Source organism: Kutzneria sp. NPDC051319 (assembly GCF_040682195.1).
Lineage (GTDB): Bacteria > Actinomycetota > Actinomycetes > Mycobacteriales > Pseudonocardiaceae > Kutzneria.
Genome location: NZ_JBFBAM010000095.1, coordinates 1 through 22742, shown reverse-complemented (window position 1 = coordinate 22742; position 22742 = coordinate 1). Strand labels below are relative to the sequence as shown.

Here is a 22742-nt window from a genome sequence, read left to right as displayed (position 1 = left end):
GTGGCCGGACGCCTGCTCGTCGGGGCCGCCTTGGCGGTGGTGGTCGCCGGTTGCTCGGGCGGGCCTGCGGCTCCGCCGGCCGCGACCACGTCAACGTCCACTGTGGACCCGGTCGCGGTGTGCGTGAACCAGCTTGTGTACTGGGCCAAGGACATTCTAGGCAACGCCAAGGACACCGGCCTGGACTACCAGGAGATGGGCCTGGACGGCGACCAGTACGAGGCGTTGCAGGCGTTGGTCGACGAGGCCCGCAAGCACCAGTCCGGCGGCACGGTGCCGCCGGACTGGTTGCAGGAGCAGGCAAGGGCCGCCTGCACGACGCTTGCCGCCAAACCGAAGCCGACGACGTCGAGTCGAGCCGGCTGGCCGTAGCGTCTTCTGGTGTCAGGCGCCGGCGTTGAAGGTGTCGGGGTCCGGGCCGGTGCGGTAGCCGCGCTCCAGGCCGCCGATGGCCGCCAGGTCGTCGCCGTCCAGCTCGAAGTCGAACACCTCGAGGTTCTCGCGGATGCGCTTGGGGGTCACCGACTTCGGGATGACCACGTTGCCCAACTGGAGGTGCCAGCGCAGGACCACCTGGGCCGGCGACTTGCCGTGCTTGGCGGCGGTCTTCGTGATCTCCGGGGCGTCCAGCACCTCGCCCTTGGCCAGCGGGCTCCAGGCCTCGGTGACGATGCCGTGCTCGGTGTGGAACGCGCGCAGCGTCGCCTGCTGCAACGCCGGGTGCAGCTCCACCTGGTTGATCGCCGGCAGCGTCAGGCCCTCGTCGAGCAGGCGGCGCAGGTGCTTCGGCTGGAAGTTCGACACGCCGATCGCCCGGACCCGGCCGTCGGCGTGCAGCTTCTCGAACGCCTTCCAGGTCTCGACGTACTTGTCGGCCTTGGGCACCGGCCAGTGGATCAGGTACAGGTCCAGCTGCTCCAGGCCCAGCTGCGCCATGCTCTCGTCGAAGGCGCGCAGCGTGTTGTCGTAGCCCTGCGCGGAGTTCCACAGCTTGGTGGTGATGAACAGGTCGTCACGGGCGATGCCCGAGGCCTTGATCGCCTCGCCGACGCCGCGCTCGTTGGCGTAGGCCGCTGCCGTGTCGATGCTTCGGTACCCGGCCTCCAGCGCCGCCGTGACGGCCGCCGTCGTCTCCTCGTCGGGCACCTGGAACACCCCGAACCCCAGCTGTGGGATCTCGACGCCGTTGTTGAGCTTGATGGTGGGAACCACTGGCATAGGAGACGCTTCCCTCGCACTTTCTCGATTCACGGTCACGGTGTGCAACACCCCGACCGTCGTCTGTCTTCCACCTTGAGAGCCATCTCTCACCCCCGCAACTCGAACACCGCGAGTCCCGCTCTCCAGCAACCGTGTGTCGAGTTCCGGAACTCGACATTCAGTTGCCTGAGAGCGGGACTCGCGGTGGTTCAGGTGTCGCGGCCGGCGGGGAGGTTGACGGTGACGGAGAGGCCGCCGCCGGGGACGGCGTCGGCGTGGACGGTGCCGCGGTGGGCCAGGACGGCGGCCCGGACGATGGACAGGCCGAGGCCGGTGCCGGTGCGGGCCGTGCGGTCGACGCCGCCGCGGCGGAAGGGCTCGAAGAGCTCCGTGACCTGCTCGGGGGCGATGAGCTGACCGGACGAGGACACCCGGAGCTGGGTCCACTCCGGACCGCTCTCGGTGGCGACCTCGATCCAGCCGCCGTCGAGGTTGTGACGGACGGCGTTCTCCAGGAGGTTGCCGGCGACGCGTTCGAGCAGGGCGGGATCGCCGACGGTGGGGGCCGGTGCGGTGGCGAATCGGGCCTGGACGCCACGGGCGGCAGCCTCGCGGCCGGCGGAGCGCCAGGCCGAGGAGACGACGGCGGCGAGGTCGACCGGCTCGTGCACGACAAGGCCGATGCCGTCGGTGCGGGCGAGCAGCAACAGGGCCTCGACGAGCTGCTCGGCCCGGAGGGCGGCCGTGCCGACGACGTCGGCCATCCGGCGCAGCTCCTCGACGTCGGCCTGGTCGTCGGAGAGGGTGACGTCGAGCTCGGTGCGGATGACCGCGAGCGGGGTCCGCAGCTCGTGGCTGGCGTTGGCGACGAACCGCCGCTGAGCGTCGAAGGCGCCTTGGAGCCGGTCGAGCATGGCGTCGAAGGTGTCGGCGAGCTCGGCCACCTCGTCATCCGGGCCGTCGAGGGCGATGCGCTCGCCCAGAGACTCGGCGGACAGCCGGCGGGCGGTGGCGGTGACGTCGTGCAGGGGCCGCAGGGCGCGGCCGGTGAAGGTCCAGGCCAGCACCGCGGCGGCGACGAGCAGCAGCACGAAGGCGACGACACCGGCCCCGAGGACCTGGGTCCGGGCGTGCTGCTCCAGCACGTCACCGAGCCGCGAGGCCTCGACGGCGACGCCGTCCACGACGATCGTGCTGCTGGCCGGCAGCTGCGGCACCGCCCCGCGCACGACGAGGCCGACAAGCAGCCAACCGAGCCACAACAGCAGTGCGCTGACCGCCGCGACGATGACAACGGCGACAGTGGTGATGCGCAGCCTCAACCCCGGACCACGGCGCCGGGGCGAGGCTGCGGGCACGTCAACTTTCAGCAGGTCGGGCTCCCGTTGCCGAGTCCAGTGCCGGCCCGGCGACCCGGCCGGCGGCAGGCACACGGTAGCCGGAGCCGACAACGGTCTCGATGATGCCCGGTTCGCCGAGCTTCTTGCGCAGCGTCATCACGGTGACCCGCACCGTCGTCGTGAACGGGTCGGCGTTCTCGTCCCACACCCGCTCCAGCAGCTCTTCGCTGCTCACCACGGTGCCGCCGGCGGCCATCAGGACCTCCAGCACGCCGAACTCCTTGCGGGTCAGGTCGACCAGCTGCCCGGACCGCGTCACCGTCCGCTTGGCCGGGTCCAGCTCCACGTCCGCCGCCACCAGCACCGGCGGCGTCGCCGGCGTCGCCCGCCGGGCCAGCGCCCGCACCCGGGCCACCAGCTCCGCGAACGCGAACGGCTTGGCCAGGTAGTCGTCGGCGCCCAGCGACAGGCCCTCCACCCGGTCCTCGATGGCCGAGCTCGCGGTGAGCATGATCACCCGGGTCAGCGCGCCCGACCGCACGATCTCCTGGCACAGCTCGTCACCGGACATCTTCGGCAGGTCGCGGTCGAGCACCACCACGTCGTACCGGGTCACGGTGACCTTCTCGTGGCCGGACTCGCCGTCGAAGGCGACGTCCACGGCCATACCCTCACGCCGCAGGCCCCGGGCAATCGCCTCGGCCAGCGGCTGTTCATCCTCGACTACCAGGATCCGCACCTGTCCACCGTGCCACAGCCCGGCGAACAAGGGGTGGGCGGGCGGCCGGGAGACCCGCGTCTCCCGGCCGATCCCGGTCAGCCGTGCTTGCGTTCCTCGGCCGGAACGTCGTGCGGGACGGCCTGCGGCGGCGTCGACGGATCGCCGATGCGGCCGGCGACCCACTCCGTGACGCGACGGGCCACGTCCTGGGCGGTGAGGCCGACCTGGGCCAGGACCTCGGAGCGGGAGCCGTGCTCGAAGAACTGCTGGGGCACGGCCAGGTCGCGCATGGGCACGTCGACGCCGGCGTCACGCATCGCGGCGGCCAGGGCCCAGCCGAAGCCGCCGTGGCGGCCGTTGTCCTCGACCGTGACGACCAGGCGATGGTCGGCGGCCATCTCGACCAGCTCGGACGGCACGGGCAGCAGCCACCGGGGGTCGACGACGGTGACGCCGATGCCCTGGTCGGCCAGCCGCTGGGCGGCGGCGACACCGAGCTCGCCGAAGGCGCCGACGGCCACGAGCAGCACGTCGGCACCGGCGGAGCCGGCGGGCTTGCTGAGCACGTCGACGGCGCCGACGCGCTCCAGGGCCGGCACGTGCTCGACGACGGCGCCCTTGGAGAAGCGCAGGGCGGAGGGCCCGTCCTCGATCTCCAGCGACTCCCGGAACTCCTCGCGCAGCGTGACGGCGTCCCGCGGCGCGGCGACCCGGATGCCGGGGATGATGCCGAGGATCGACAGGTCCCACATGCCGTTGTGGCTGGGGCCGTCGGACCCGGTGATGCCGGCCCGGTCCAGCACCAGCGTCACCGGCTGCTTGTGCAGGGCCACGTCCATCAGCAGCTGGTCGAAGGCCCGGTTGAGGAACGTGGAGTAGATCGCCACCACCGGGTGCAGCCCGGCCATGGCCATGCCGGCGGCCGAGGTCAGCGCGTGCTGCTCGGCGATGCCCACGTCGAAGCAGCGGTCCGGGAAGGCCTTGCCGAACTTGTCCAGGCCGGTCGGGCCGAGCATGGCGGCGGTGATGGCCACCACGTCCTTGCGCTCGCCGCCGGCCCGGATCAGCTCCTCGGAGAAGATGGACGTCCACGACGTCGCCTTCGGCCCGAGCGGCTTGCCGGTGACCGGGTCGATGGCGCCGGTCTGGTGCATCTGGTCGGCCGCGTCGTTCTCGGCCGGCGCGTAGCCGTTGCCCTTGCGGGTCACGGCGTGCACGATGACCGGCCCGTTGAACGCCTTGGCCCGCTTCAGGGCGGCCTCCAGCGCGACCAGGTCGTGCCCGTCGACCGGCCCGAGGTACTTCAGGCCGAGGTCCTCGAACATGGCCTGCGGGGCCAGCGCGTCCTTGATGCCGCGCTTGGCGGCGTGCAGCGCGGCGTAGACGGCGGGGCCGACGACGGGCGTGCGCTGCAGAGTGCGCTTGCCGCTCTCCAGGGCCCGCTCGTAGCCGGGCTGCAGGCGCAGCGACGCGAGGTGGTCGGCGAAGCCGCCGATGGTCGGCGAGTACGAGCGGCCGTTGTCGTTGACGACGATCACCACCGGCCGGGTCTGGTCGGCGGCGATGTTGTTCAGCGCCTCCCAGCACATGCCACCGGTCAGCGCGCCGTCGCCGACCACGGCGACCACGTGCCGACGGCTGCCGGCCAGCTGGAACGCCTTGGCCATGCCGTCGGCGTAGGACAGCGCGGTCGAGGCGTGGCTGTTCTCGATGAAGTCGTGCTCGCTCTCGGCGCGGTTCGGGTAGCCGGACACCCCGCCGGTCTGCTTGAGCAGGTCGAAGCCGTCGGCCCGGCCCGTGAGGATCTTGTGCACGTAGCACTGGTGCCCGACGTCGTAGAGCAGCGCGTCCTTGGGCGATTCGAACACCCGGTGCAGCGCGAGCGTCAACTCCACGATGCCCAGGTTGGGGCCGAGGTGCCCGCCCGAACGAGCCACCTTCTCCACCAGGAAGGACCGGATCTCGTTCGCGAGCTGCTCCAGCTCACCCTGCTCCATCCGCTTCACATCATGGGGTCCGTGCACGGATTCCAGCAGCGTCACCGCTTCACCTCGCCTTTGGCGCCGGGGTTGATTCCTCGCCGTGTCCTGCGCGACGTCGCCGTCGCGGCGGCGCCCGTCAGTCTACGGAGATCTTCGGATTTCACCTGTCGAGGTGGTGACGCACCGTGCCGCCACCACCCGGGGTCACTCGCCCGTCCAGCAGAGCCGGCGCCTCCGACGGCCGGTCGGACCCCTGCTCAATTAGACGCTCGGTGTGCGAGCCGGTTGGTGTTCTGCACAGGATCACCACATCGTTGAGTCCTTCCTCACGGTGTCCGGGCCGGGAGCAAGGGTTCGGCCGGAGATCAGCCGCCAGCAAGCACAGTCGTCACCAGAGCCGCTCGGCCCCGCCGGTGCTTCGCACGGTTGCCGGATTTCGCCCGCCGCCACACAACGCAACCACCCACCCAAGCCGACGCGGCGGGCGAAATCCGGCAAGGGCGAGGCACCGGCTACTCGGGGGCCGAGCCCCGCGCGGAACGCGCGGAGAAGGTACTGCCGAGCCGCGACGCCGAAGGCGGCGCCGAAAGGCACAGCAGGGCGATGCACTCCATGTGGTGGGTCATGGGGAAGGCGTCGAACGCCCGGAGGCGCTCCAGCCGGTAGCCGTGCTCGGCGAAGGCGGCGATGTCGCGGGCCAGGGCGGCCGGGTCGCAGGCCACGTAGATGACCCGGGTGGGCTCGTGGGAGGCGATGGTGTCGACGACGGCCTTGCCGGCGCCCTTGCGGGGCGGGTCGAGCACGACGACGTCGGGGCGGCCGCTGAGCGTGGTCTCCTCGACCAGACCGGTCCTGAACCGCACCTGGGGGAGGTCGGCGAGGTTGCGACGGCCGTCGGCCACGGCCGGGCGGGAGGACTCCACGACGACGACGGAGCCGTCGGGACCGACCTGCTCGGCCAGCACGGCGGCGAACAGGCCGGCGCCGCCGTAGAGGTCCCAGGCGGTGCCGCCGACGGGTGTGGCGGCCCACTCGGCGACGATCTCGGCGTACAGGTCGGCGGCCTCGGGGTGCACCTGCCAGAAGCCGTGGGCCTCGACGCGCCACTCACGCCCGCCGGCCCGCTCCACGGCGACGCCGTCGCCGGTGACGGTGCGCGGGCGTCCACGCTGCGGGCGTTCCACGATGTCCATGCGGCCCATGGAGTCGGCGGTCAGGTCGATCTCGGCCCCACGCGTCCAGTGCTGCGCGGTGACCTCCTCCACGAGGTCCGGCGCGGCGATGGTGCAGCGGCGCACGGGCACTACCTTGTGGCTGCGGTGCGCGCGGAAGCCGGCACGGCCCTTGCCGTCGACGACCATGCGCAGCCGTGTGCGCCACTCGCCCAGGCCGCCCGGCAGCGCCTCCATCTCGACGTCCACCTCGAGCCCGGCCAGGCGGCGCAGCTGCTCGGCGACGATGCCGGCCTTCAACGACCGCTGCGCCTCACCGGACGCGTGCTGCCAGTCGCAGCCGCCGCAGCCGCCGGGGCGGGCGGCCGGGCACGGCGGCTCCACGCGGTCCGGCGACGGCTCCAGCACCTCGACGGCGTCGGCCCGGCAGAAGGAGCCGCCCTTGTCCTCGGTGACTTCGACGACGACCCGCTCCCCCGGCAGCGCGTGCCGGACGAACACCACACGGCCGTCGGCGCGGGCGACACAATGGCCGCCGTGGGCGACCGGGCCGACCTCGACCTCGAGGCGGCGACCGGTCCAGGGCTGAGTCTGCGTCACGTTCGAGTCTTCCTACGTTCGACGGGAGTGTCCAAGCCTCGGCGGATCTGGCCGGGCGTGACCACACTGTTGGATTCGTCGCGGCCCTTGGCCGAGGCCAGCTGCCACGGCACGCTCGTGACCATGACGCCGGGCTGGAACAGCAGCCGGCCCTTGAGCCGCAGCGCGCTCTGATTGTGCAGCAGCTGCTCCCACCAGTGCCCGACGACGTACTCGGGCAGGAACACCGTCACCACGTCGCGGGGGTTGTCGGTGCGGACCCGCTTCACGTAGTCCAGCACCGGCTTGGTGATCTCCCGGTAGGGCGACTCGATCACCTTCAGCGGCGTCTTGAACGCCTGCCGGTCCCACTCGGCGACCAGCTCGCGGGTGTCGACGTCGTCCACGTTGACGGTGACCGCCTCCAGGATGTCCGGGCGGGTGGCCTTGGCGTAGGACAGCGCCCGCAGCGTCGGCAGGTGCAGCTTGGAGATCAGCACGATGGCGTGGTTGCGGGACGGCATCACGGCGTTGTCCCGCTCGGCCTGAGCCATCCTCAGCTCGGCGGCCACGGTGTCGTAGTGCTTGCGGATGGCCGTCATCAGGGCGAAGATCGCGCCCATCGCAGCGATGGCGATCCACGCGCCGGCCAGGAACTTCGTGATCAGCACGACGATCAGCACCGCTCCGGTGCAGACCAGGCCGACGGTGTTGATGGTCTGCGAGCGCCGCATCCGGCGTCGCACGGCCTTGTCCTCCTCGGTGGCCAGCAACCGGTTCCAGTGCCGGATCATGCCGGCCTGGCTGCACGTGAACGACACGAACACGCCCACGATGTACAGCTGGATCAGCCGGGTCACCTCGGCGTCGAACGCGACGATGAGCACCACCGCCAGCGCCGCCAGGAAGATGATGCCGTTGCTGAAGGCCAGCCGGTCGCCGCGGGTGTGCAGCTGGCGCGGCAGGTAGCGGTCCTGGGCCAGGATCGAGCCGAGCACCGGGAAGCCGTTGAAGGCGGTGTTGGCCGCCAGCACCAGGATGATGCCGGTGACGAACGAGATGTAGTAGAACGCCGGCGGGAAGTTGCTGAACACCGCGGCGGCGATCTGGGCCAGGATCGTCTTCTGCTGGTAGTCCGCGGGCGCGCCGACCAGCTGGCTGGCCGGGTCGTCGGCGAAGTTGACGTGGGTCAGCGTGGCCAGCGAGATGATGCCGATCAGCATCACCACCGCGACCAGGCCCATCATCAGCAGGGTGGTCGCCGCGTTGCGCGACTTCGGCTTGCGGAAGGCCGGCACGCCGTTGCTGATCGCCTCCACGCCGGTCAGCGCGGCGCAGCCGGAGGAGAACGAGCGCAGGATCAGGAAGGCGAAGGCGACGCCGGTCATCGACGTCTCGGCGTGCAGCTGGAAACCGGCGCTCTCGGCCCGCAGGTCCGCGCCGGAGATCGCCCGCACGAAGCCCCAGATCATCATGCCGACGATGCCGATCATGAAGCCGTAGGTCGGGATGGCGAACGCGGCCCCCGACTCCCGCAGGCCCCGCAGGTTCATGGCGGTCAGCAGGCCGATCACCAGCAGGCAGAAGATCACCTTGTGCTGGCCGACGAACGGCAGGGCCGAGCCGATGTTGGCGATGCCCGACGCCGTGGACACCGCCACCGTGAGGATGTAGTCGACCAGCAGCGCGCTGGCCACCGTCAGCCCGAAGTAGCGGCCGAGGTTGGTGGTGGCCACCTCGTAGTCGCCGCCGCCGCTGGGGTAGGCGTGCACGTTCTGCCGGTACGAGGCGACCACGACCAGCATGACGAGCGCCACGACGATGCCGATCCAGGGCGCGAAGCCGTACGCGGACAGGCCCGCGACGCTCAGCGTCAGGAAGATCTCCTCGGGCGCGTACGCCACCGAGGAGAGGGCGTCGGACGCGAACACCGGCAGGGCGATCCGCTTCGGCAGCAGCGTGTGCGCCAACCGGTCGCTGCGGAAGGGTCGGCCGAGGACGAGCCGTTTGGCCGCGGTCGCAATCTTGGACACAACGGCACAGCGTAGGCGAGGTCCTCACCACTTCGGAGCAGTCCGTCGGTAGGTTGGGGAACAAACCGGTCCATTGGTGCATTGGGGGGTTGCGGGGGATCGCCGTCTCCGCCGCCAGGTACGGTGCAGCCGCATCGCGGAGGAGGACGATTCGTGCACGTGGTGGTCATGGGCTGCGGCCGGGTGGGGGCATCGCTGGCCAAGGCGCTGGAGCGCCTCGGCAACCAGGTCGCCGTCATCGACAAGAACGGCCAGGCGTTCCGCAGGCTGGGCAGCGATTTCCACGGCCAGCAGGTCGTGGGCAACGGCTTCGACCGGCAGGTCCTGGTGGCCGCCGGCATCGAGCGGGCGGGCGCGCTGGCCGCCGTGTCCAGCGGCGACAACTCCAACATCATCGCGGCCCGGGTGGCCCGCGAGACGTTCGGCGTGCAGCACGTCGTGGCCCGGATCTACGACCCCAAGCGGGCCGCCGTCTACGAGCGGCTGGGCATCCCGACGGTGGCGACCGTGCCGTGGGCCACCGACCGCTTCCTGCGCATGCTGGTGCCCGAGGGGCAGGCCGCGGCGTGGCGGGACCCGTCCGGCACGGTGGCGGTGATGCTGCTGCCGGTGCACGAGGGCTGGGTCGGCCGCAAGATCGCCGAGCTGCAGGAGACGGTGCGCTGCCGGGTCGCCTTCATCATGCGTTTCGGCACGGGCGTGCTGCCCGAGCCGAGCACCGTCGTGCAGGCCGACGACGAGATCTACGTCGCGGCCCTGTCCGGAACCATCACCGAAATCACCGCGGCGGCGGGCCAGGCACCCGAGGAGAGCCACTGATGCGGGTCGCGATCGCGGGCGCCGGGGCCGTCGGCCGGTCCATCGCCCAGGAGCTGCTCGGCAGCAACCACCAGGTGATGCTCATCGAGCGGGACGCGGCGCACTTCGAGCCCAACGCGGTCGAGCAGGCCGAGTGGGTGCACGCCGACGCGTGCGAGCTGTCCTCGCTGGAGGACGCCGGCATCCAGCTGTGCGACGTGGTCATCGCCGCCACCGGCGACGACAAGGTCAACCTGGTGGTGTCGCTGCTGGCCAAGACCGAGTTCGCGGTGCGGCGCGTGGTGGCCCGGGTCAACGACCCGGCCAACGAGTGGCTGTTCACCGAGGCCTGGGGCGTCGACGTGGCCGTGTCCACGCCGCGCATGCTGGCCGCCATGGTCGAGGAGGCCGTCAACATCGGCGACCTCGTGCGGCTGATGACGCTGCGGCAGGGCCAGGCCAACCTGGTGGAGATCACCCTGCCGGACGACACCAACCTGGCCGGCCAGGCCGTGGGCCAGCTCAACCTGCCCCGGGACTGCGCGCTGGTGACCATTCTGCGCGGCGGCCGGGTCATCGTGCCGCAGGCCGACGACCCCTTCGAGCAGGGCGACGAGCTGCTGTTCGTGGCCTCGGCCGACGTGGAGCACGAGATCAGGAGCGCGCTCGGCCTGGACTGAGCCGACAACGACTCCCTCATGCAGGGAAGGACGCCTTACCCTCGTTCAACGCGGGTAAGGCGTCCTTCCCTGCATGAGGGGGCCTTTGTCATGCCGCTTCTGGTTCTGCCGGGGCTGTCTCCTCGGCCGCCAGCAGCGCGAGGCGCTTGTCGGCCTTGCGCACGGCCCACACCGTGACGGCGATGGCGATCGCCGTGAGCGGGTAGCCCATCGCGATGCGGGCCAGGCCCAGCAGGCCCACGTTGTTCTGGTCGTACAGCCACTGCTGGACCACGAACTTGGACCCGAAGACCAGAATCCAGACCAGCGTGGCGATGTCGTAGTAGAGGCGGGCGGAGCGGTCGGCGCGCCACTTGAAGCCGGTGTTGTTCAGCGTCGACCAGATCACGCCGGCCAGCGGCCAGCGGACGAGGGCCGAGATCAGGAACGCGCCGCAGTAGACCAGGCTGCTCCAGATGCCGAAGGCGAAGAAGCCCTTGGCCGAGCCGGTGCGGATGGTGATGAACGCGGCGACGGCGATGCCGAACAGGCCCGAGATGGCCGGCTGGATCGGCTCCCGGCGGACCAGGCGCAGCACGGCGATGGCCACCGCCACGCCGACCGCCGCCCACAGCGCGACCTGCCACTCGAACAGGTAGTTGGCCAGCACGAAGACCACGATCGGCACCGAGGAGTAGATCAGGCCGCTGATGCCGCCCATCTGCTCCAGCAGCGTCGGCGTGGGCTTGCGCTGCTCGTCGTCCTCGGCCGGCTTCGCGTCGGTCGCCGATTCGACGGCCGGGGCTGGCTGTTCGCTCATGAAGTCGTCTGCAACTCGTAGTAGGGGTTGTAGAGCACCTTGCGGCCGTCGCGGACCGCGATCCGACCCCGGGCCTTGATGGTGCGCCCCGGCTCGATACCCGCGATGCGGCGCCGACCGAGCCACACTAGCGTCACGCCCTCGGTGCCGTCGTAGAGCTCCGCCTCCAGCGTCGCCGCCGCGTCCCGGGGGCACAGCTCCACGCTGCGCAGCCGGCCGAGCACGGTGACCTCTTCGCCGGAACGGCAGTCGCACGCCCGCTGCGCCCCGACGGCGTCGACCTCGCGCGACAGGTCGTCGGCGTCCAACTCGGTGACGTCGCTGGTCAGTCGGCGTACGAGACGGTTCCAGTAGCCGCCCCTTGTGCTCGCCATGGTCCGCGCTCCAATGCGCCTTGTGGCCCCCACGCCGGGCCGTGCACTCGCCAGGGTAGCCGCGTGGAGGCTTCGACAACCGCGTCCGAAGCTGCAAGATCTGCCGATGTGACCGACGTGGCCGTGCTGTTGCCCGGAACCGGATCGGATGACGTTTTCATCCGTTCGGTCTTCACCGCCCCGGCGGCCGCCGCGGGGGTGACCCTCGTCGCCCCGAAACCGGTTCCAGGGCCGGATCTGGGCCTCCGACACCTGCTTTCGCTCGACGCCGCGTACGAAGCGCACGGACCCGTGCTCGCCGGCGGCATCTCCTTCGGCGCCCACCTGGCCGCCGAGTGGGCTTGCGCACACCCCTCCCGCTGCGCCGGCCTGCTGCTCGCGATGCCCGCCTGGCACGGCGCCCCCGGCGACTGCCCCGCCGCCGTCGCCGCCCGCTACTCCGCCGCCGCCGTCCGCCGTGACGGCCTCTCCTCGGCCCTCGCCTTCGGCCCCGACGTCCCCCCTTGGCTCGCCGCCGAGCTCTCCCGCGCCTGGCGCCGCCACGGCCCCGGCCTCGTCGACTCCCTCCTGGCCGCCGCCGACCGCCCCGCCCCCACCCTCGCCCAGCTGGCCACGCTGTCCATCCCCGTCGGCATCGCCGCCGTGCAGGACGACCCCCTGCACCCCTCCCCCGTCGCTGCCCAGTGGGCCGCCGCCATCCCCGACGCCGTGGTCCGCTCCCTGTCCTTCGCCGACTTCAGCGCCGACCGCTCCGCCCTCGGCCACGCCGCCTTCGCCGCCTGGCAGGCGTCTAGGACTGGACGAGCTTCTCCGCAGTCGCCCACGCCGCGAACCCCGCCGTCCTGACCTTCGCCGGATAGCGGGCTCCATGGTCGATCAAGACGTTGACCAGGCCGGACACACCAGCCAGGGTCACCCGGCCGGCATGCACAGCCTCCGCGAAGAGCCAGAGCGTGCCGTGCGCGTCGAGGCCGTTGGCCATCGCGACGCGCTTGGCATCGCGGTCATCGATCAGAGCGATGCCGCCATGACCTCGGCCCACGCGCAGACCGTGGCCTCCCCGATATCGCGGGCGCCCGCGCCCAACGCCTGCGCCCAGGCAAACAGCGATCGCAGTTCGTCCGGCTCGTCGACGTGCACGATCTCGATCCATGGCGCGGCGAGGCTCAGGCCATTGCGGCGAAGCTCCGCGCTCACCGCCGCCGTGCTGACGTTCCGCCACGACGACGCCAGGTCGCCGAGCACGTCGACGCGGTCGGCGGCGATGGCGTGGTGCAGGGCGGACGCGTCCCAGACCAACGTCCGGGTCACGGAGTGTCGTCCTCGCATCGCGACGGCAGGTCCTCCGGGCCATGGGCGGCCCCGTGCAGGAGTTGGAGCGCCCGCACGCCCGTGATCAGCGACCGGCGGTAGGCCGCGAGCACCGCTCGCTTCCACACAGCCCCGGTCGCGCCGACGGGGAGGTCCCGCACGGGTTCAGTGCCCAGCTGGGCGAGGAAGTCGCCCAGGACCGGTGTCCGCGCGTCCAGCGCCTGCCTCTCGGCGGTGTCGATCAGCCCCAGGTCGCACGCACGGAGCACCGCGAGCTTCCACGAGACCCGGAAGGTGCCGGCCAGCCGGACAAGGGCCGTCCAGTGCTGGTCCGGGTTGACCGGCCAGTCGTGCCGGAGGGCGGAGGCCGGGAGCAGGAACTCGCGCGCGAACGCGTCGATGACCCGCTCCCGGTCGTCGGTGGAGATGCCGACGTCGGAGCTGTAGGCGTCGCCGAAGAGGTGGTGACCGAGTTCATGCGCGGCCGTCGACCGACGACGTCCGGGATCGGCCTGGCCGCCGATGACGGCCGCGCCAAGGCCGTCGACCTCGTCCAGCAGCATCGAGGCGCCGTCGGCATCGCGGTCGACGACGAGCAGGTAGAGCCCGAACCGCTCACAGACGTCCGCCAACGCCGGCAGCGGACCGTCGACACCGAGCCGAGCCCGGGCCTCACGGGCCAGCGCCTCGGCCTCCACCACGTCGGTCGGGGTCGCGGCGGTCATCCGGATCTCCGGGGCCTCGATCAGTTCGCGCCCGATGAGCCAGCGGATCGACGACGCGTGGTCCTCCAGGTCGACGTCGAGCCTCCAGACCGCCCGTGCTGCCTCGTCCAGGTTCTCGGCCACGGCGCTGCGGCGCGACACGACGGCGTCGGCGTGCGGGCTCAGGAAGTAGCTGAGCGGCACGTCGAACAGCTCGGCCAGGGCGGCCAGTTCCAGCGCCGACACCTTGCGTTGGCCAGCCTCCAGCCGAACGACGGACGACCTGTCGATGCGCAGTGCGTCAGCCACTTCGTCTTGGGTACGCCTGGTGCCGGTGCGGGCCGTTCTGACCCTGTCACCGATCGTTGACCAGCCCTGAGCTGCCATAGTGCGATTTTCTCACATCGGGGCGTCTCGAGAAAGCTCTCACTCAGGCGAGGGTTTCGGCCAGCTGCCTGAACAGGGCGGTGGCGGGGTCCTCGATGCCGCGGCGGACGTGGGACATGAGCAGGAGGACGGCGAGGGAGCGGGACCACTCGTAGGCCCGGGCCTCGTCGAGGGGGTTGAGGGCGACGATGCGGGCGTGGAGCTGGGTGTCGGTGGTGACGTCGAGGAAGGCCCAGTCGACGACGTCGAGGTCGGGGTCGCCGAGGCAGGGGCGGGGGTCGATGGCGACGGGGCCGCGGGCGGAGGTGAGGACGTTGCCGGGGTGGAGGTCGCCGTGCACGAGGCGGACGACTGTGCCGGAGTCGGCTAGGCGGCGGGCTGAGGCGTGGGAGGCATCGAGCAGCTCGGCGGGCACGCCGGGGTTGCGGCGGGCGGCGAGGGTGAACATGAAGTCGACCCGGTCGGCCACGGTGGGGAAGCCGGTCGGCGCGGGGACGTCACGGAGCTGCCTGAGGAGGTCGGCGGCGGGGCGCCAGGAAGCCAGGGGTGTGCCGGGCTCCAAGGCCTCGATGAGGAGGGCGTTGTCCTCGGCCGAGGAGTCGAGGAGGGAGACCACGGCCGGGCAGGAGGCCCAGGCCCGCAGGGCGGCGGCCTCGGTGGCGAAGACCTCGGCGTCGGGGGTGAGCTTCAGGTACGCCAAGGAGCCGTCGGAACGGCGGCAACGCAAGGTGACGGAGGTGCCGCCGGTCATCTTGGCGACGACCTCAAGGCCCCACCGGGCGCTCAGCCCGGACACCAGGGCGGGCACGGCGTCGAGCCAGGACTGGGCGTCCGGCCCGAACCGCGCCCGCATCCGGTCGGCGGTGGCGGCGGAGATCATCAGGGGAACATCAGCCCTGCTGCTGGGCCTGGATGTGCTGGGCGATGGCGGGCGGCAGCTCGACGGGCAGCGGGGTGCGCACGGGCTGGGGCTCGACGCCCCGCACGACGACGGTGCCCCGCACGACGGTGCGCAGCAGGTCGGAGGCCACCACGTTGTGCTCGCCGGGCCCGGCGACGACACCGCGCAGCATCCACCGCGGCCCGTCGACGCCGATGAAGCGCAGCACGACGTTGTTGGCGGTGGCGGCCAGCTCGGTCCCCCACTCGCCGGCCTCCTTGATCACCCGGGCCCCGTCCCCGCGCAACTGGGTGACCAGCTCCTCGCAGATCTCGGGCCACAGGCCGCCGCCACGGGGCGCGGCGTAGGCGCTGACGGTGATCTGCCCGATCGGGGTCACCAGGTGCACGGCCCGAACCGGGCCGGAGGGGTCGACCTCGACCTGGAGCTGCGCGCCGTCGGGCACGGGCACCCGCACGGACCCGAGGTCGAGGCGGGACAGGCCGTCCTGCGGGGCGTCGTGCTCGTCGAACGGGCCGGCAGTGGACTCGTTCTCGTCCACGGACTCGTCGACGGCGTCGTAGTCCGGCACCCCCAGGCGGCCGCTGTCCTTGCTGACGTGGTGGCGCCCACGCTTGCCGCGCTTGCCGAACATTCCGCTACTCCTTCGTCCCCTGCTGGGCCCCGGCGCCAGCCGCGGCCGCGAGCACCGCGTGCCCGCCGGTGGATCCGTAGCCGCCGGTGCCGCGCTCGGAGTCGGGCAGCTCGGCGACCTCCTCGAAGACCACGTGCTCGACGCGCTGCACGACCAGCTGGGCGATCCGGTCCCCCCGGGTCAGCGTGATCGGCTCGCGGAGGTCGTGGTTGATCAGGCACACCCGGATCTCGCCGCGGTAGCCCGCGTCGATGGTGCCGGGCGTGTTCACCACGGACAGGCCGACCCGCGCGGCCAGCCCGGAGCGGGGGTGCACGAAGCCGGCGAAGCCCACCGGCAGCGCCACGGCCACGCCGGTGCCGACCACGGCGCGCTCGCCGGGACGGATGACGACGTCCGAGGTCGTCACGAGGTCGACGCCCGCGTCGCCGGCCGTCGCATAGGACGGCACCGGGACACCGGGATCGATTCGGGAGAGGAGGACCTGCACGCTGGACACGGCGCGTGACACTACCCTGGACCCGTGACCGAGAGCGTGAGTGCGGTGGCAAAGGCCGAGGCCAAGTCCAAGCCGGTGTTCTTCGAACGCCTGCACGTGTCGTGGTGGGGCTGGCCGCTGCCCGTCGTCGCGGCCGTGCTGATGGCGGCCGAGGTGCACATGGGCTACCCGGGCGTGCGGGCATGGCTGCCCTACCTGATCACCATCCCGCTCGTGATCGGCGTGATGCTGTGGCTGGGCCGGGCCACGGTGAAGGTCGTCGACGGCGAGCTGTGGGTGGGCGACGCCCACGTGCCGCTGCGCCTGATCGACGAGGTCGAGGTGATCCCGGCCAAGGCCAAGCGCAAGGCGCTCGGCCCGGACCTGGATCCGGCCGCGTTCGTGTCGCACCGCGGCTGGGTCGGGCCGGTCCTCCGGGTCTACCTCAACGACCCGGCGGATCCGACCCCCTACTGGCTGTTCAGCGTCCGCAACGCGGACAAGCTGGCCGCCCTGTTGACGCACAACTGACCCCCAGAACGCCCGAAGGCCGCGCCGACGGCGCGGGGCTGTCTGGCCCGCACGCCGTTCGGTCGCGTCCGCTCAGGCGCAGTCCCTGCAGATCAACTGCCCGTTGTGCTCCTCGGCCAGTCGACTCCGGTGGTGCACCAAGAAGCAGCTGGAACAGGTGAACTCGTCAGCCTGCTTCGGCAGCACCTTGACGGTGAGTTCCTCGTTAGACAGGTCAGCGCCTGGCAGCTCGAAGTTCTCATCCGGCGCATCCACATCGACGTCGACCACGCCGGACTGCGTCTCGTTGCGCCGCGCCTTCAACTCCTCGAGGGAGTCCTCGGCCAGGTCGTCGTCCTGGCTCCGGCGCGGAGCGTCGTAGTCGGTCGCCATACTTCTTTCACCCCTGCAGTCACAATTCAGACTGTGTTCGTGCCGCTGGTCAACGCTCCAGGGCCCCAATTTGTGCCCGCCGCCGGAAGTGACGGTGGTCTCGCTCCCCGCCGGCTGCCACCCAGTGATCGTCAGTCGATTCCAGCCGCACCCGCGTGGCTCGGAGCGCGTGGATGATAGCCCACCGCGCAAGGCTGCACGCACACACTCACCCATCCGTGGCCCTAGCTGGCGGGACGGGCAGCGACGTCGGGGGAATTCGGCGGGGAAACCACTTGCCGACGGCGCGCGGGCGTGGTGCGATTCCGCCCGAGCAGGGTTGACAGTGCGCACACGGTCGATCGCAGGGCGCGATCGCGGTCGGCGGCGGGACACGGACCGGACACGGACGGCAGTGCCGGCCGACGCCGGTCGGCGGCAACGCCTAGGCTGATCACAGGCGACGGTCCGGGCGCCAGGTTGAGCAGACACAGGGGCTCACCAGCCATGACCCGCGGCGTCGGTGACGGTCGAGGGTCGGTCGGGTCGAGGAGGGCGGGGACGTGACTGCGCCAGTCGGGGTCAGGGGGAAGGCGAAGCCGCTGTACCGGAAGCGGCGGCCCTGGCCCGCCATGGTCCTGTTCGCCGTGCTCGCCGTGGTCGCAGGCTTCGTCTGGGTCAAGGTCATCAACACCACCGACGACGTGGACGCCGCCGTGCACTGCAACGCGCCGGGCCCGCTGCCGGCCGGGGCGACGCCGCCCGCCACGCCCGCGCCCAAGCCGGGCACCGCGCTGGCCCACGACGCCCTGGACAAGACCACGCCCGCGCCCCCCGCCCAGGTGCAGGTCCGCGTCTACAACGCCAGCGAGACCCGCAACCAGGCCACCATCGTCAAGTCCGCCGTGGAACAGGCCGGCTTCGCCACCGCCGGCGACCCGACCAACGACCCCATCTACCTGGCCGGCGACATGAACTGCCGGGCCCAGATCCGGTTCGGCCCCAACGGCGCCGCCGGGGCCCGCACGCTGAGCATCGTGGAGCCGTGCGCCGAACTGGTCCGCGACGAACGCCAGGACGCCACCGTCGACCTCGCCGTCGGCAAGAAGTACGACGAGTTCCGGGTCAACGCCAGCGCCAAGCAGGTGCTCCAGCAGCTGACCGAGTGGGGCAAGAACCAGCCGCCCCCGCAGGGCGGCCAACTGGCCCAGCCCACCGGCCAGCCCCCCGTCAGCGCCGACCTCATCGACGCCGCCCGCAACTCGCACTGTGTTTGATTGCCCTGCCTCCGGCAGGGCGGCTCGGCCCCTCGTGACCCCTGCCTCGCCCTTGCCGAATTTTCGAGGCCCGCATCCGACTTGGGTGGGCGGGCGCGTCGGGTGGCGGACCTCGAAAATTCGGCAACCGGGCGAAGCAGGGGCGGGGCCGAGCGATCTCCTGGGGTGGAGGGTCAGCCGACCTGGGTTGGGGTGGTCAGCGGAGCTGGGGCGGAGGGTCAGGGAGGGCTGAGGGGCTAGACCTTGCCGAAACCGCTTTCCACGAGGGCGGCGCGGAGCTGGTCGGCTACGGCGGGGGCGGCGGCGAAGGTGGCCTCGGGGCCGAGGCCGTCGTCGTCGGAGCCGGGGAAACGGACCACGGCGCCCGCTTCCTCAGCGATGAGGCCGCCGGCGGCCCAGTCCCAGCGGTGCAGGCCGTGCTCGATGTAGGCGTCCTCCCAGCCCGCGGCGACGGCGCACAGGTCCAGTGAGGCGGCGCCGCAGCGGCGGATGTCCCGGACCCTGCCCAGCATGCGGTTGACGGCGTCGGCCTGGCGCAGCCGGCGCGCGTGGTCGTAGGAGAAGCCGGTGCCCAGCAGGGACAGCTCCAGGCGGGTCGTGGCGGCGGCGCGCAGCGGCCGGCCGTCGCAGAAGGAGCCGCCGCCGCGGCTGGCCGTCCAGATCCGGCCGGAGACCGGCTCGACGACGGCGCCGGCCACCGACACCCCGTCCAGCTGGGCCGCGATCGACACGGCGTAGAAGGGCAGGCCGTAGAGGTAGTTGACGGTGCCGTCGATCGGGTCGACCACCCAGACCAGGCCGTCGAGCGAGTCGGCGCCGCCCTCCTCCTCGCCCAGCACGGGCTCGCCGGGGCGCAGGTGGGCCAGCCGGTCACGGACCAGCTGTTCGGACGCGCGATCTGCGGCGGTCACCACGTCGGTTTCGCTGGACTTGGTGTCGACCTGGGTGACAGCGTGGCTCCGGGCGTTGCGGACCAGCTCGGCGGCTTCGGTCCCGACGGTGACGGCAATCCTGACGAGTTCCTCGGATTCAGCGGCTAGCACGCCGCTCACCGAACCACACACGTTAGGGTCTGCGCACACTCCCGAAGACCCGCGTGCGGGGTCGAGGACTGGCAGCGGACTGAATCGAGTAGGAAGGGTCCGACGGATGGGCACAACCCGCGGGTTCGGGATCGACATCGGTGGATCCGGCATCAAGGGCGGACTTGTCGACCTGGAGACCGGCGAACTGGACGGCGAGCGCCTGCGCATCGTGACGCCGCAGCCGTCCACGCCGGACGCGGTGGCCGAGGTGGTCGCCGAGATCGTGGAGAAGTTCGGGTGGACCGGCCCGGTCGGGGTCACCCTGCCCTGCGTGGTCAAGCGCGGCGTGGCGCTGACCGCGGCCAACGTGGACAAGGGCTGGGTGGACACCGACGCGGCGAGCCTGTTCGCCCGGCGGCTCGGCCGCCAGCCCGGCGAGGTCGTCGTGCTCAACGACGCCGACGCGGCCGGCATGGCCGAGGTCCGCTACGGGGCCGGCAAGGACCAGCAGGGCGTCGTGGTGCTGCTGACCTTCGGCACCGGCATCGGCAGCGCCGTGTTCCTGGACGGCAAGCTCCTGCCCAACACCGAGTTCGGCCACCTCGAGGTGGACGGGCACGACGCGGAGAAGCGGGCCGCGGCGTCGGTGAAGGAGGAGAAGGACCTGTCGTGGGAGGAGTGGACCCACCGGGTCAGCAAGTACCTCTCCACCCTGGAGGACCTGATCTGGCCGGATCTGGTGATCGCCGGCGGCGGCGTCAGCAAGAAGGCCGACAAGTGGCTGCCGCTGCTCAAGGTGCGCACCAAGGTGGTCGCGGCCGCCCTGAAGAACGAGGCCGGCATCGTCGGGGCGGCCGCCGCGGCCGCCCACGGGATCGGCCACTAGTGGTACCCCGAAAAAACTGACCGAATCGTGTTCCGGCGATCTACCTGCGGGAACACGGAAAAAGGGCCCGGTGACGGCCGTGTGGCGGCAACGCGACACGGCCGTCGTCGTTACAATGGAACAGCACCCCCGGTCAGCAACCGCCGGGTGCTCCCCCGAAACCCCCTGGCGGCCGAGGTTCGCGCCCTTCGGCCTGCCATGAAGGACCGTCGCGAAAGGGCGTACGTGGCAGCCGCAGAAACCGCAACCCGACGCTCGGCCACCCCCGCGAGCGCCGCGCAGGCACAGAATCCGGTCGACGGCGACGAGGCCGTGAAGGCCGCGCCGGCGCGCGGTGCGGCCAAGACGGGCGCCGCCAAGCCGGCGGCCAAGAAGCCGGCCGGCCCCCGGGCCGCCGCCGGCAAGAAGGCCGCTCCCGGCAAGGCCGGTCCGGCCAAGGCCAAGAAGGCGGGCGAGGGCGACGAGCCCGAGGACCTCGAGGGCGACGTCGAGATCGACGCCGCCGAGCTCGAGGACGTCGTGGTCGAGGACGTCACCGTCGAGGAGCCCGACGAGGAGCCCGAGACCAAGAACAGCTCGGACTTCGTCTGGGACGAGGAGGAGTCGGAGGCGCTGCGGCAGGCCCGCAAGGACGCCGAGCTCACCGCCTCGGCCGACTCCGTCCGCGCCTACCTCAAGCAGATCGGCAAGGTCGCGCTGCTCAACGCGGAGGAGGAGGTGGAGCTGGCCAAGCGGATCGAGGCCGGGCTCTACGCCGCCGAGCGGGTGCGCAAGGCCGAGGACGAGACCGAGAAGCTGCCGCCGCAGATGCGCCGCGACCTGCGCTGGATCGTGCGTGACGGCGAGCGGGCCAAGAACCACCTGCTGGAGGCCAACCTCCGCCTCGTGGTGTCACTGGCCAAGCGCTACACCGGCCGTGGCATGGCGTTCCTGGACCTGATCCAGGAGGGCAACCTGGGCCTGATCCGCGCGGTCGAGAAGTTCGACTACACCAAGGGCTACAAGTTCTCCACGTACGCCACCTGGTGGATCCGGCAGGCGATCACCCGCGCGATGGCCGACCAGGCCCGCACCATCCGCATCCCGGTGCACATGGTCGAGGTCATCAACAAGCTCGGCCGCATACAGCGCGAGCTGCTCCAGGACCTCGGCCGCGAGCCGACGCCGGAGGAGCTGGCCAAGGAGATGGACATCACCCCGGAGAAGGTGCTGGAGATCCAGCAGTACGCCCGGGAGCCCATCTCGCTCGACCAGACCATCGGCGACGAGGGCGACAGCCAGCTCGGCGACTTCATCGAGGACTCCGAGGCCGTCGTCGCGGTCGACGCCGTGTCGTTCACGCTGCTGCAGGACCAGCTCCAGTCGGTGCTGGCCACCCTGTCCGAGCGTGAGGCGGGCGTGGTGCGGCTGCGCTTCGGCCTCACCGACGGCCAGCCCCGCACCCTGGACGAGATCGGCCAGGTCTACGGCGTGACCCGCGAGCGGATCCGCCAGATCGAGTCGAAGACGATGTCCAAGCTGCGTCACCCGTCGCGGTCCCAGGTCCTGCGCGACTACCTGGACTGAGCCGACAGGCTTGAGCGGACGCCCCGTCCGGCCACTGGCCGGGCGGGGCGTTCGTGTTGCCCGGGGCGTCCCCGCCGGTGATCGAGTGCGGGGTGGAGATCCACTCGGGGTGGGGCGTTCACCCCGGCGACGGCCGTTCGTGGCCCCTGGTTGGCCCGTAGGACGCCCGTGACGCGATCGGCGGGGTGTCGGGGACCCGCCGGGGCCTGGACGCTCACCGGGGGCGAAACGAAGGCCTGAACGACTGTTCGCCAGAAGCGAATATCACTCTCTGTTGTGTGACTCATCCCACAACAGGGGTGGTGATACGAACCCGGTCGTGGTTCTCTGACGTAGCTTGAGTCACTGAGTTCGTTGCGGTGAGTCAGTTCAGACCCGATCTGACGACAAAACGTAACCGACTCGGCACCTGTGGGCGGCCCCGGCAACGGACCATCGACAGGGGTGGGATGTCACGGAGTGTGGCTTGCTACATCCGGGTACATCTCACGTGACGGGCGTCGCCACTACGGTGGGGAACACCGGGAAGGCGCCGAACGTCTGCAATGGTGATGGCAGCGAGCACCGAGCCCCCCGGGCGGCGACCCGGCAGGTAGGTGGTCGCAGCTGTAAGTAGGCACCGGAGCACCGGTGCCGGGACGGAGGGAGAATTTCCATGACGACCTTGCTCACCCGCCCCGAGCTGACCGCTGTCGACCGCTGCGACCGGTGCGGCGCGGCCGCTCAGGTACGCGCCATTCTCCCGTCCGGAGGCGAACTCCTCTTCTGCGGCCACCACGCCCGCGAGCACAACGCCAAGCTGCGTGAGCTCGCGGCCGAGATCCAGCAGGGCTGAGACGGGGCCAGAGAACACATCCAAGCGATCAGGGGCGCGGGCCCGGTGTGGACCCGCGCCCCTTTCGCTACCCACGACGTCCCGGTCATGCAGGGAAGGACGCCATACCCACGTTGAACGCGGGTAAGGCGTCCTTCCCTGCATCACAACGAGCGGCTCAGCCGGACAGGGCCTGTTG

At 71.3% G+C, this 22742-nt stretch carries 24 protein-coding genes; 9 read left to right on the top strand and 15 right to left on the bottom strand.

The window, feature by feature from the left end; genetic code table 11:
• Positions 1 to 372, top strand: a complete 372-nt coding sequence (locus tag AB0M73_RS45170; RefSeq protein ID WP_363905638.1) for a hypothetical protein — start codon at positions 1 to 3, stop codon at positions 370 to 372.
• Between the two features lie 12 nt (positions 373 to 384).
• Here AB0M73_RS45170 and AB0M73_RS45165 read toward each other — a convergent pair whose 3' ends face one another.
• The 6 genes from AB0M73_RS45165 to AB0M73_RS45140 all read right to left on the bottom strand — a co-directional run bounded on the left by AB0M73_RS45165 (position 385) and on the right by AB0M73_RS45140 (position 9027).
• Positions 385 to 1218, bottom strand: a complete 834-nt coding sequence (locus AB0M73_RS45165) for an aldo/keto reductase (RefSeq protein ID WP_363905635.1) — start codon at positions 1216 to 1218, stop codon at positions 385 to 387.
• Between the two features lie 191 nt (positions 1219 to 1409).
• Positions 1410 to 2522, bottom strand: a complete 1113-nt coding sequence (locus AB0M73_RS45160) for a HAMP domain-containing sensor histidine kinase (RefSeq protein WP_363905632.1) — start codon at positions 2520 to 2522, stop codon at positions 1410 to 1412.
• 37 nt (positions 2523 to 2559) lie between these two features.
• Positions 2560 to 3279 carry a response regulator transcription factor gene (locus AB0M73_RS45155; RefSeq protein ID WP_043723496.1) on the bottom strand — a complete coding sequence of 240 codons (720 nt, stop codon included), beginning with the start codon at positions 3277 to 3279 and terminating at the stop codon, positions 2560 to 2562.
• A 77-nt stretch (positions 3280 to 3356) separates the two neighbouring features.
• Positions 3357 to 5303 carry a 1-deoxy-D-xylulose-5-phosphate synthase gene (gene dxs, locus AB0M73_RS45150; protein WP_363905628.1) on the bottom strand — a complete coding sequence of 649 codons (1947 nt, stop codon included), beginning with the start codon at positions 5301 to 5303 and terminating at the stop codon, positions 3357 to 3359.
• A gap of 452 nt (positions 5304 to 5755) precedes the next feature.
• A complete protein-coding gene (locus tag AB0M73_RS45145; RefSeq protein WP_363905625.1) occupies positions 5756 to 7015 on the bottom strand; it encodes a class I SAM-dependent RNA methyltransferase in 1260 nt (419 codons plus the stop codon).
• Positions 7012 to 9027 carry an APC family permease gene (locus tag AB0M73_RS45140; protein ID WP_363905622.1) on the bottom strand — a complete coding sequence of 672 codons (2016 nt, stop codon included), beginning with the start codon at positions 9025 to 9027 and terminating at the stop codon, positions 7012 to 7014. Before AB0M73_RS45140 ends, AB0M73_RS45145 begins: the two co-directional genes overlap by 4 nt.
• A 153-nt stretch (positions 9028 to 9180) precedes the next feature.
• Here AB0M73_RS45140 and AB0M73_RS45135 point away from each other — a divergent pair, with 153 nt between their 5' ends.
• Positions 9181 to 9846, top strand: a complete 666-nt coding sequence (locus AB0M73_RS45135) for a TrkA family potassium uptake protein (protein ID WP_043723487.1) — start codon at positions 9181 to 9183, stop codon at positions 9844 to 9846.
• Positions 9846 to 10505 carry a TrkA family potassium uptake protein gene (locus AB0M73_RS45130; protein ID WP_043723484.1) on the top strand — a complete coding sequence of 220 codons (660 nt, stop codon included), beginning with the start codon at positions 9846 to 9848 and terminating at the stop codon, positions 10503 to 10505. Before AB0M73_RS45135 ends, AB0M73_RS45130 begins: the two co-directional genes overlap by 1 nt.
• A gap of 88 nt (positions 10506 to 10593) precedes the next feature.
• On the opposite strand, the gene AB0M73_RS45125 is transcribed toward AB0M73_RS45130, so the two are convergent.
• Together AB0M73_RS45125 and AB0M73_RS45120 are read right to left on the bottom strand one after the other, a co-directional pair.
• Positions 10594 to 11304, bottom strand: coding sequence for a DUF3159 domain-containing protein (locus tag AB0M73_RS45125; protein ID WP_363905618.1), 711 nt, complete (start codon positions 11302 to 11304; stop codon positions 10594 to 10596).
• Complete coding sequence (locus tag AB0M73_RS45120; RefSeq protein ID WP_043723480.1) at positions 11301 to 11678, bottom strand: OB-fold nucleic acid binding domain-containing protein; 378 nt, start codon at positions 11676 to 11678, stop codon at positions 11301 to 11303. Before AB0M73_RS45120 ends, AB0M73_RS45125 begins: the two co-directional genes overlap by 4 nt.
• A 108-nt stretch (positions 11679 to 11786) precedes the next feature.
• Here AB0M73_RS45120 and AB0M73_RS45115 point away from each other — a divergent pair, with 108 nt between their 5' ends.
• Positions 11787 to 12524 (top strand): alpha/beta hydrolase, encoded by a 738-nt coding sequence (locus AB0M73_RS45115; protein ID WP_363905614.1) that lies wholly within the window; start codon positions 11787 to 11789, stop codon positions 12522 to 12524.
• Between the two features lie 165 nt (positions 12525 to 12689).
• Here AB0M73_RS45115 and AB0M73_RS45110 read toward each other — a convergent pair whose 3' ends face one another.
• From AB0M73_RS45110 to dut, 5 genes are read right to left on the bottom strand one after another with little or no spacing between them, the layout of a single operon-like run.
• A complete protein-coding gene (locus tag AB0M73_RS45110; protein WP_363905611.1) occupies positions 12690 to 12989 on the bottom strand; it encodes a hypothetical protein in 300 nt (99 codons plus the stop codon).
• Positions 12986 to 14080: an XRE family transcriptional regulator gene (locus tag AB0M73_RS45105; RefSeq protein WP_363905608.1), complete on the bottom strand. Its 1095-nt coding sequence runs from the start codon at positions 14078 to 14080 to the stop codon at positions 12986 to 12988. Before AB0M73_RS45105 ends, AB0M73_RS45110 begins: the two co-directional genes overlap by 4 nt.
• A 43-nt stretch (positions 14081 to 14123) precedes the next feature.
• Positions 14124 to 14960, bottom strand: a complete 837-nt coding sequence (locus AB0M73_RS45100; RefSeq protein ID WP_363905605.1) for an aminoglycoside phosphotransferase family protein — start codon at positions 14958 to 14960, stop codon at positions 14124 to 14126.
• A gap of 10 nt (positions 14961 to 14970) precedes the next feature.
• Positions 14971 to 15615, bottom strand: coding sequence for a DUF3710 domain-containing protein (locus AB0M73_RS45095; protein ID WP_363905602.1), 645 nt, complete (start codon positions 15613 to 15615; stop codon positions 14971 to 14973).
• Between the two features lie 4 nt (positions 15616 to 15619).
• On the bottom strand, positions 15620 to 16114 hold the full coding sequence (gene dut / locus AB0M73_RS45090; RefSeq protein ID WP_043723473.1) for a dUTP diphosphatase: 495 nt from the start codon (positions 16112 to 16114) through the stop codon (positions 15620 to 15622).
• Between the two features lie 24 nt (positions 16115 to 16138).
• On the opposite strand from dut, the gene AB0M73_RS45085 reads away from it, so the two are divergent.
• Positions 16139 to 16624 carry a DUF3093 domain-containing protein gene (locus AB0M73_RS45085; RefSeq protein ID WP_363905598.1) on the top strand — a complete coding sequence of 162 codons (486 nt, stop codon included), beginning with the start codon at positions 16139 to 16141 and terminating at the stop codon, positions 16622 to 16624.
• A gap of 72 nt (positions 16625 to 16696) precedes the next feature.
• Here AB0M73_RS45085 and AB0M73_RS45080 read toward each other — a convergent pair whose 3' ends face one another.
• Positions 16697 to 16996 carry a DUF4193 domain-containing protein gene (locus AB0M73_RS45080; protein WP_116173883.1) on the bottom strand — a complete coding sequence of 100 codons (300 nt, stop codon included), beginning with the start codon at positions 16994 to 16996 and terminating at the stop codon, positions 16697 to 16699.
• A 542-nt stretch (positions 16997 to 17538) separates the two neighbouring features.
• On the opposite strand from AB0M73_RS45080, the gene cei reads away from it, so the two are divergent.
• Entirely contained in the window at positions 17539 to 18252 is a 714-nt protein-coding gene (cei, locus tag AB0M73_RS45075; protein WP_363905595.1) for an envelope integrity protein Cei, read from the top strand.
• A 236-nt stretch (positions 18253 to 18488) separates the two neighbouring features.
• Here the strand turns inward: cei and AB0M73_RS45070 are convergent, their stop codons facing one another.
• On the bottom strand, positions 18489 to 19304 hold the full coding sequence (locus AB0M73_RS45070) for an inositol monophosphatase family protein (RefSeq protein WP_363905592.1): 816 nt from the start codon (positions 19302 to 19304) through the stop codon (positions 18489 to 18491).
• Positions 19305 to 19401: 97 nt separating this feature from the next.
• On the opposite strand from AB0M73_RS45070, the gene ppgK reads away from it, so the two are divergent.
• The 3 genes from ppgK to AB0M73_RS45055 all read left to right on the top strand — a co-directional run bounded on the left by ppgK (position 19402) and on the right by AB0M73_RS45055 (position 22564).
• Positions 19402 to 20163 carry a polyphosphate--glucose phosphotransferase gene (gene ppgK, locus AB0M73_RS45065; RefSeq protein WP_043723466.1) on the top strand — a complete coding sequence of 254 codons (762 nt, stop codon included), beginning with the start codon at positions 19402 to 19404 and terminating at the stop codon, positions 20161 to 20163.
• Positions 20164 to 20328: 165 nt separating this feature from the next.
• Positions 20329 to 21729, top strand: coding sequence for an RNA polymerase sigma factor (locus AB0M73_RS45060; RefSeq protein WP_363905655.1), 1401 nt, complete (start codon positions 20329 to 20331; stop codon positions 21727 to 21729).
• 655 nt (positions 21730 to 22384) lie between these two features.
• Entirely contained in the window at positions 22385 to 22564 is a 180-nt protein-coding gene (locus AB0M73_RS45055; protein WP_043723463.1) for a hypothetical protein, read from the top strand.
• The last annotated feature ends 178 nt before the right edge of the window (positions 22565 to 22742 follow it).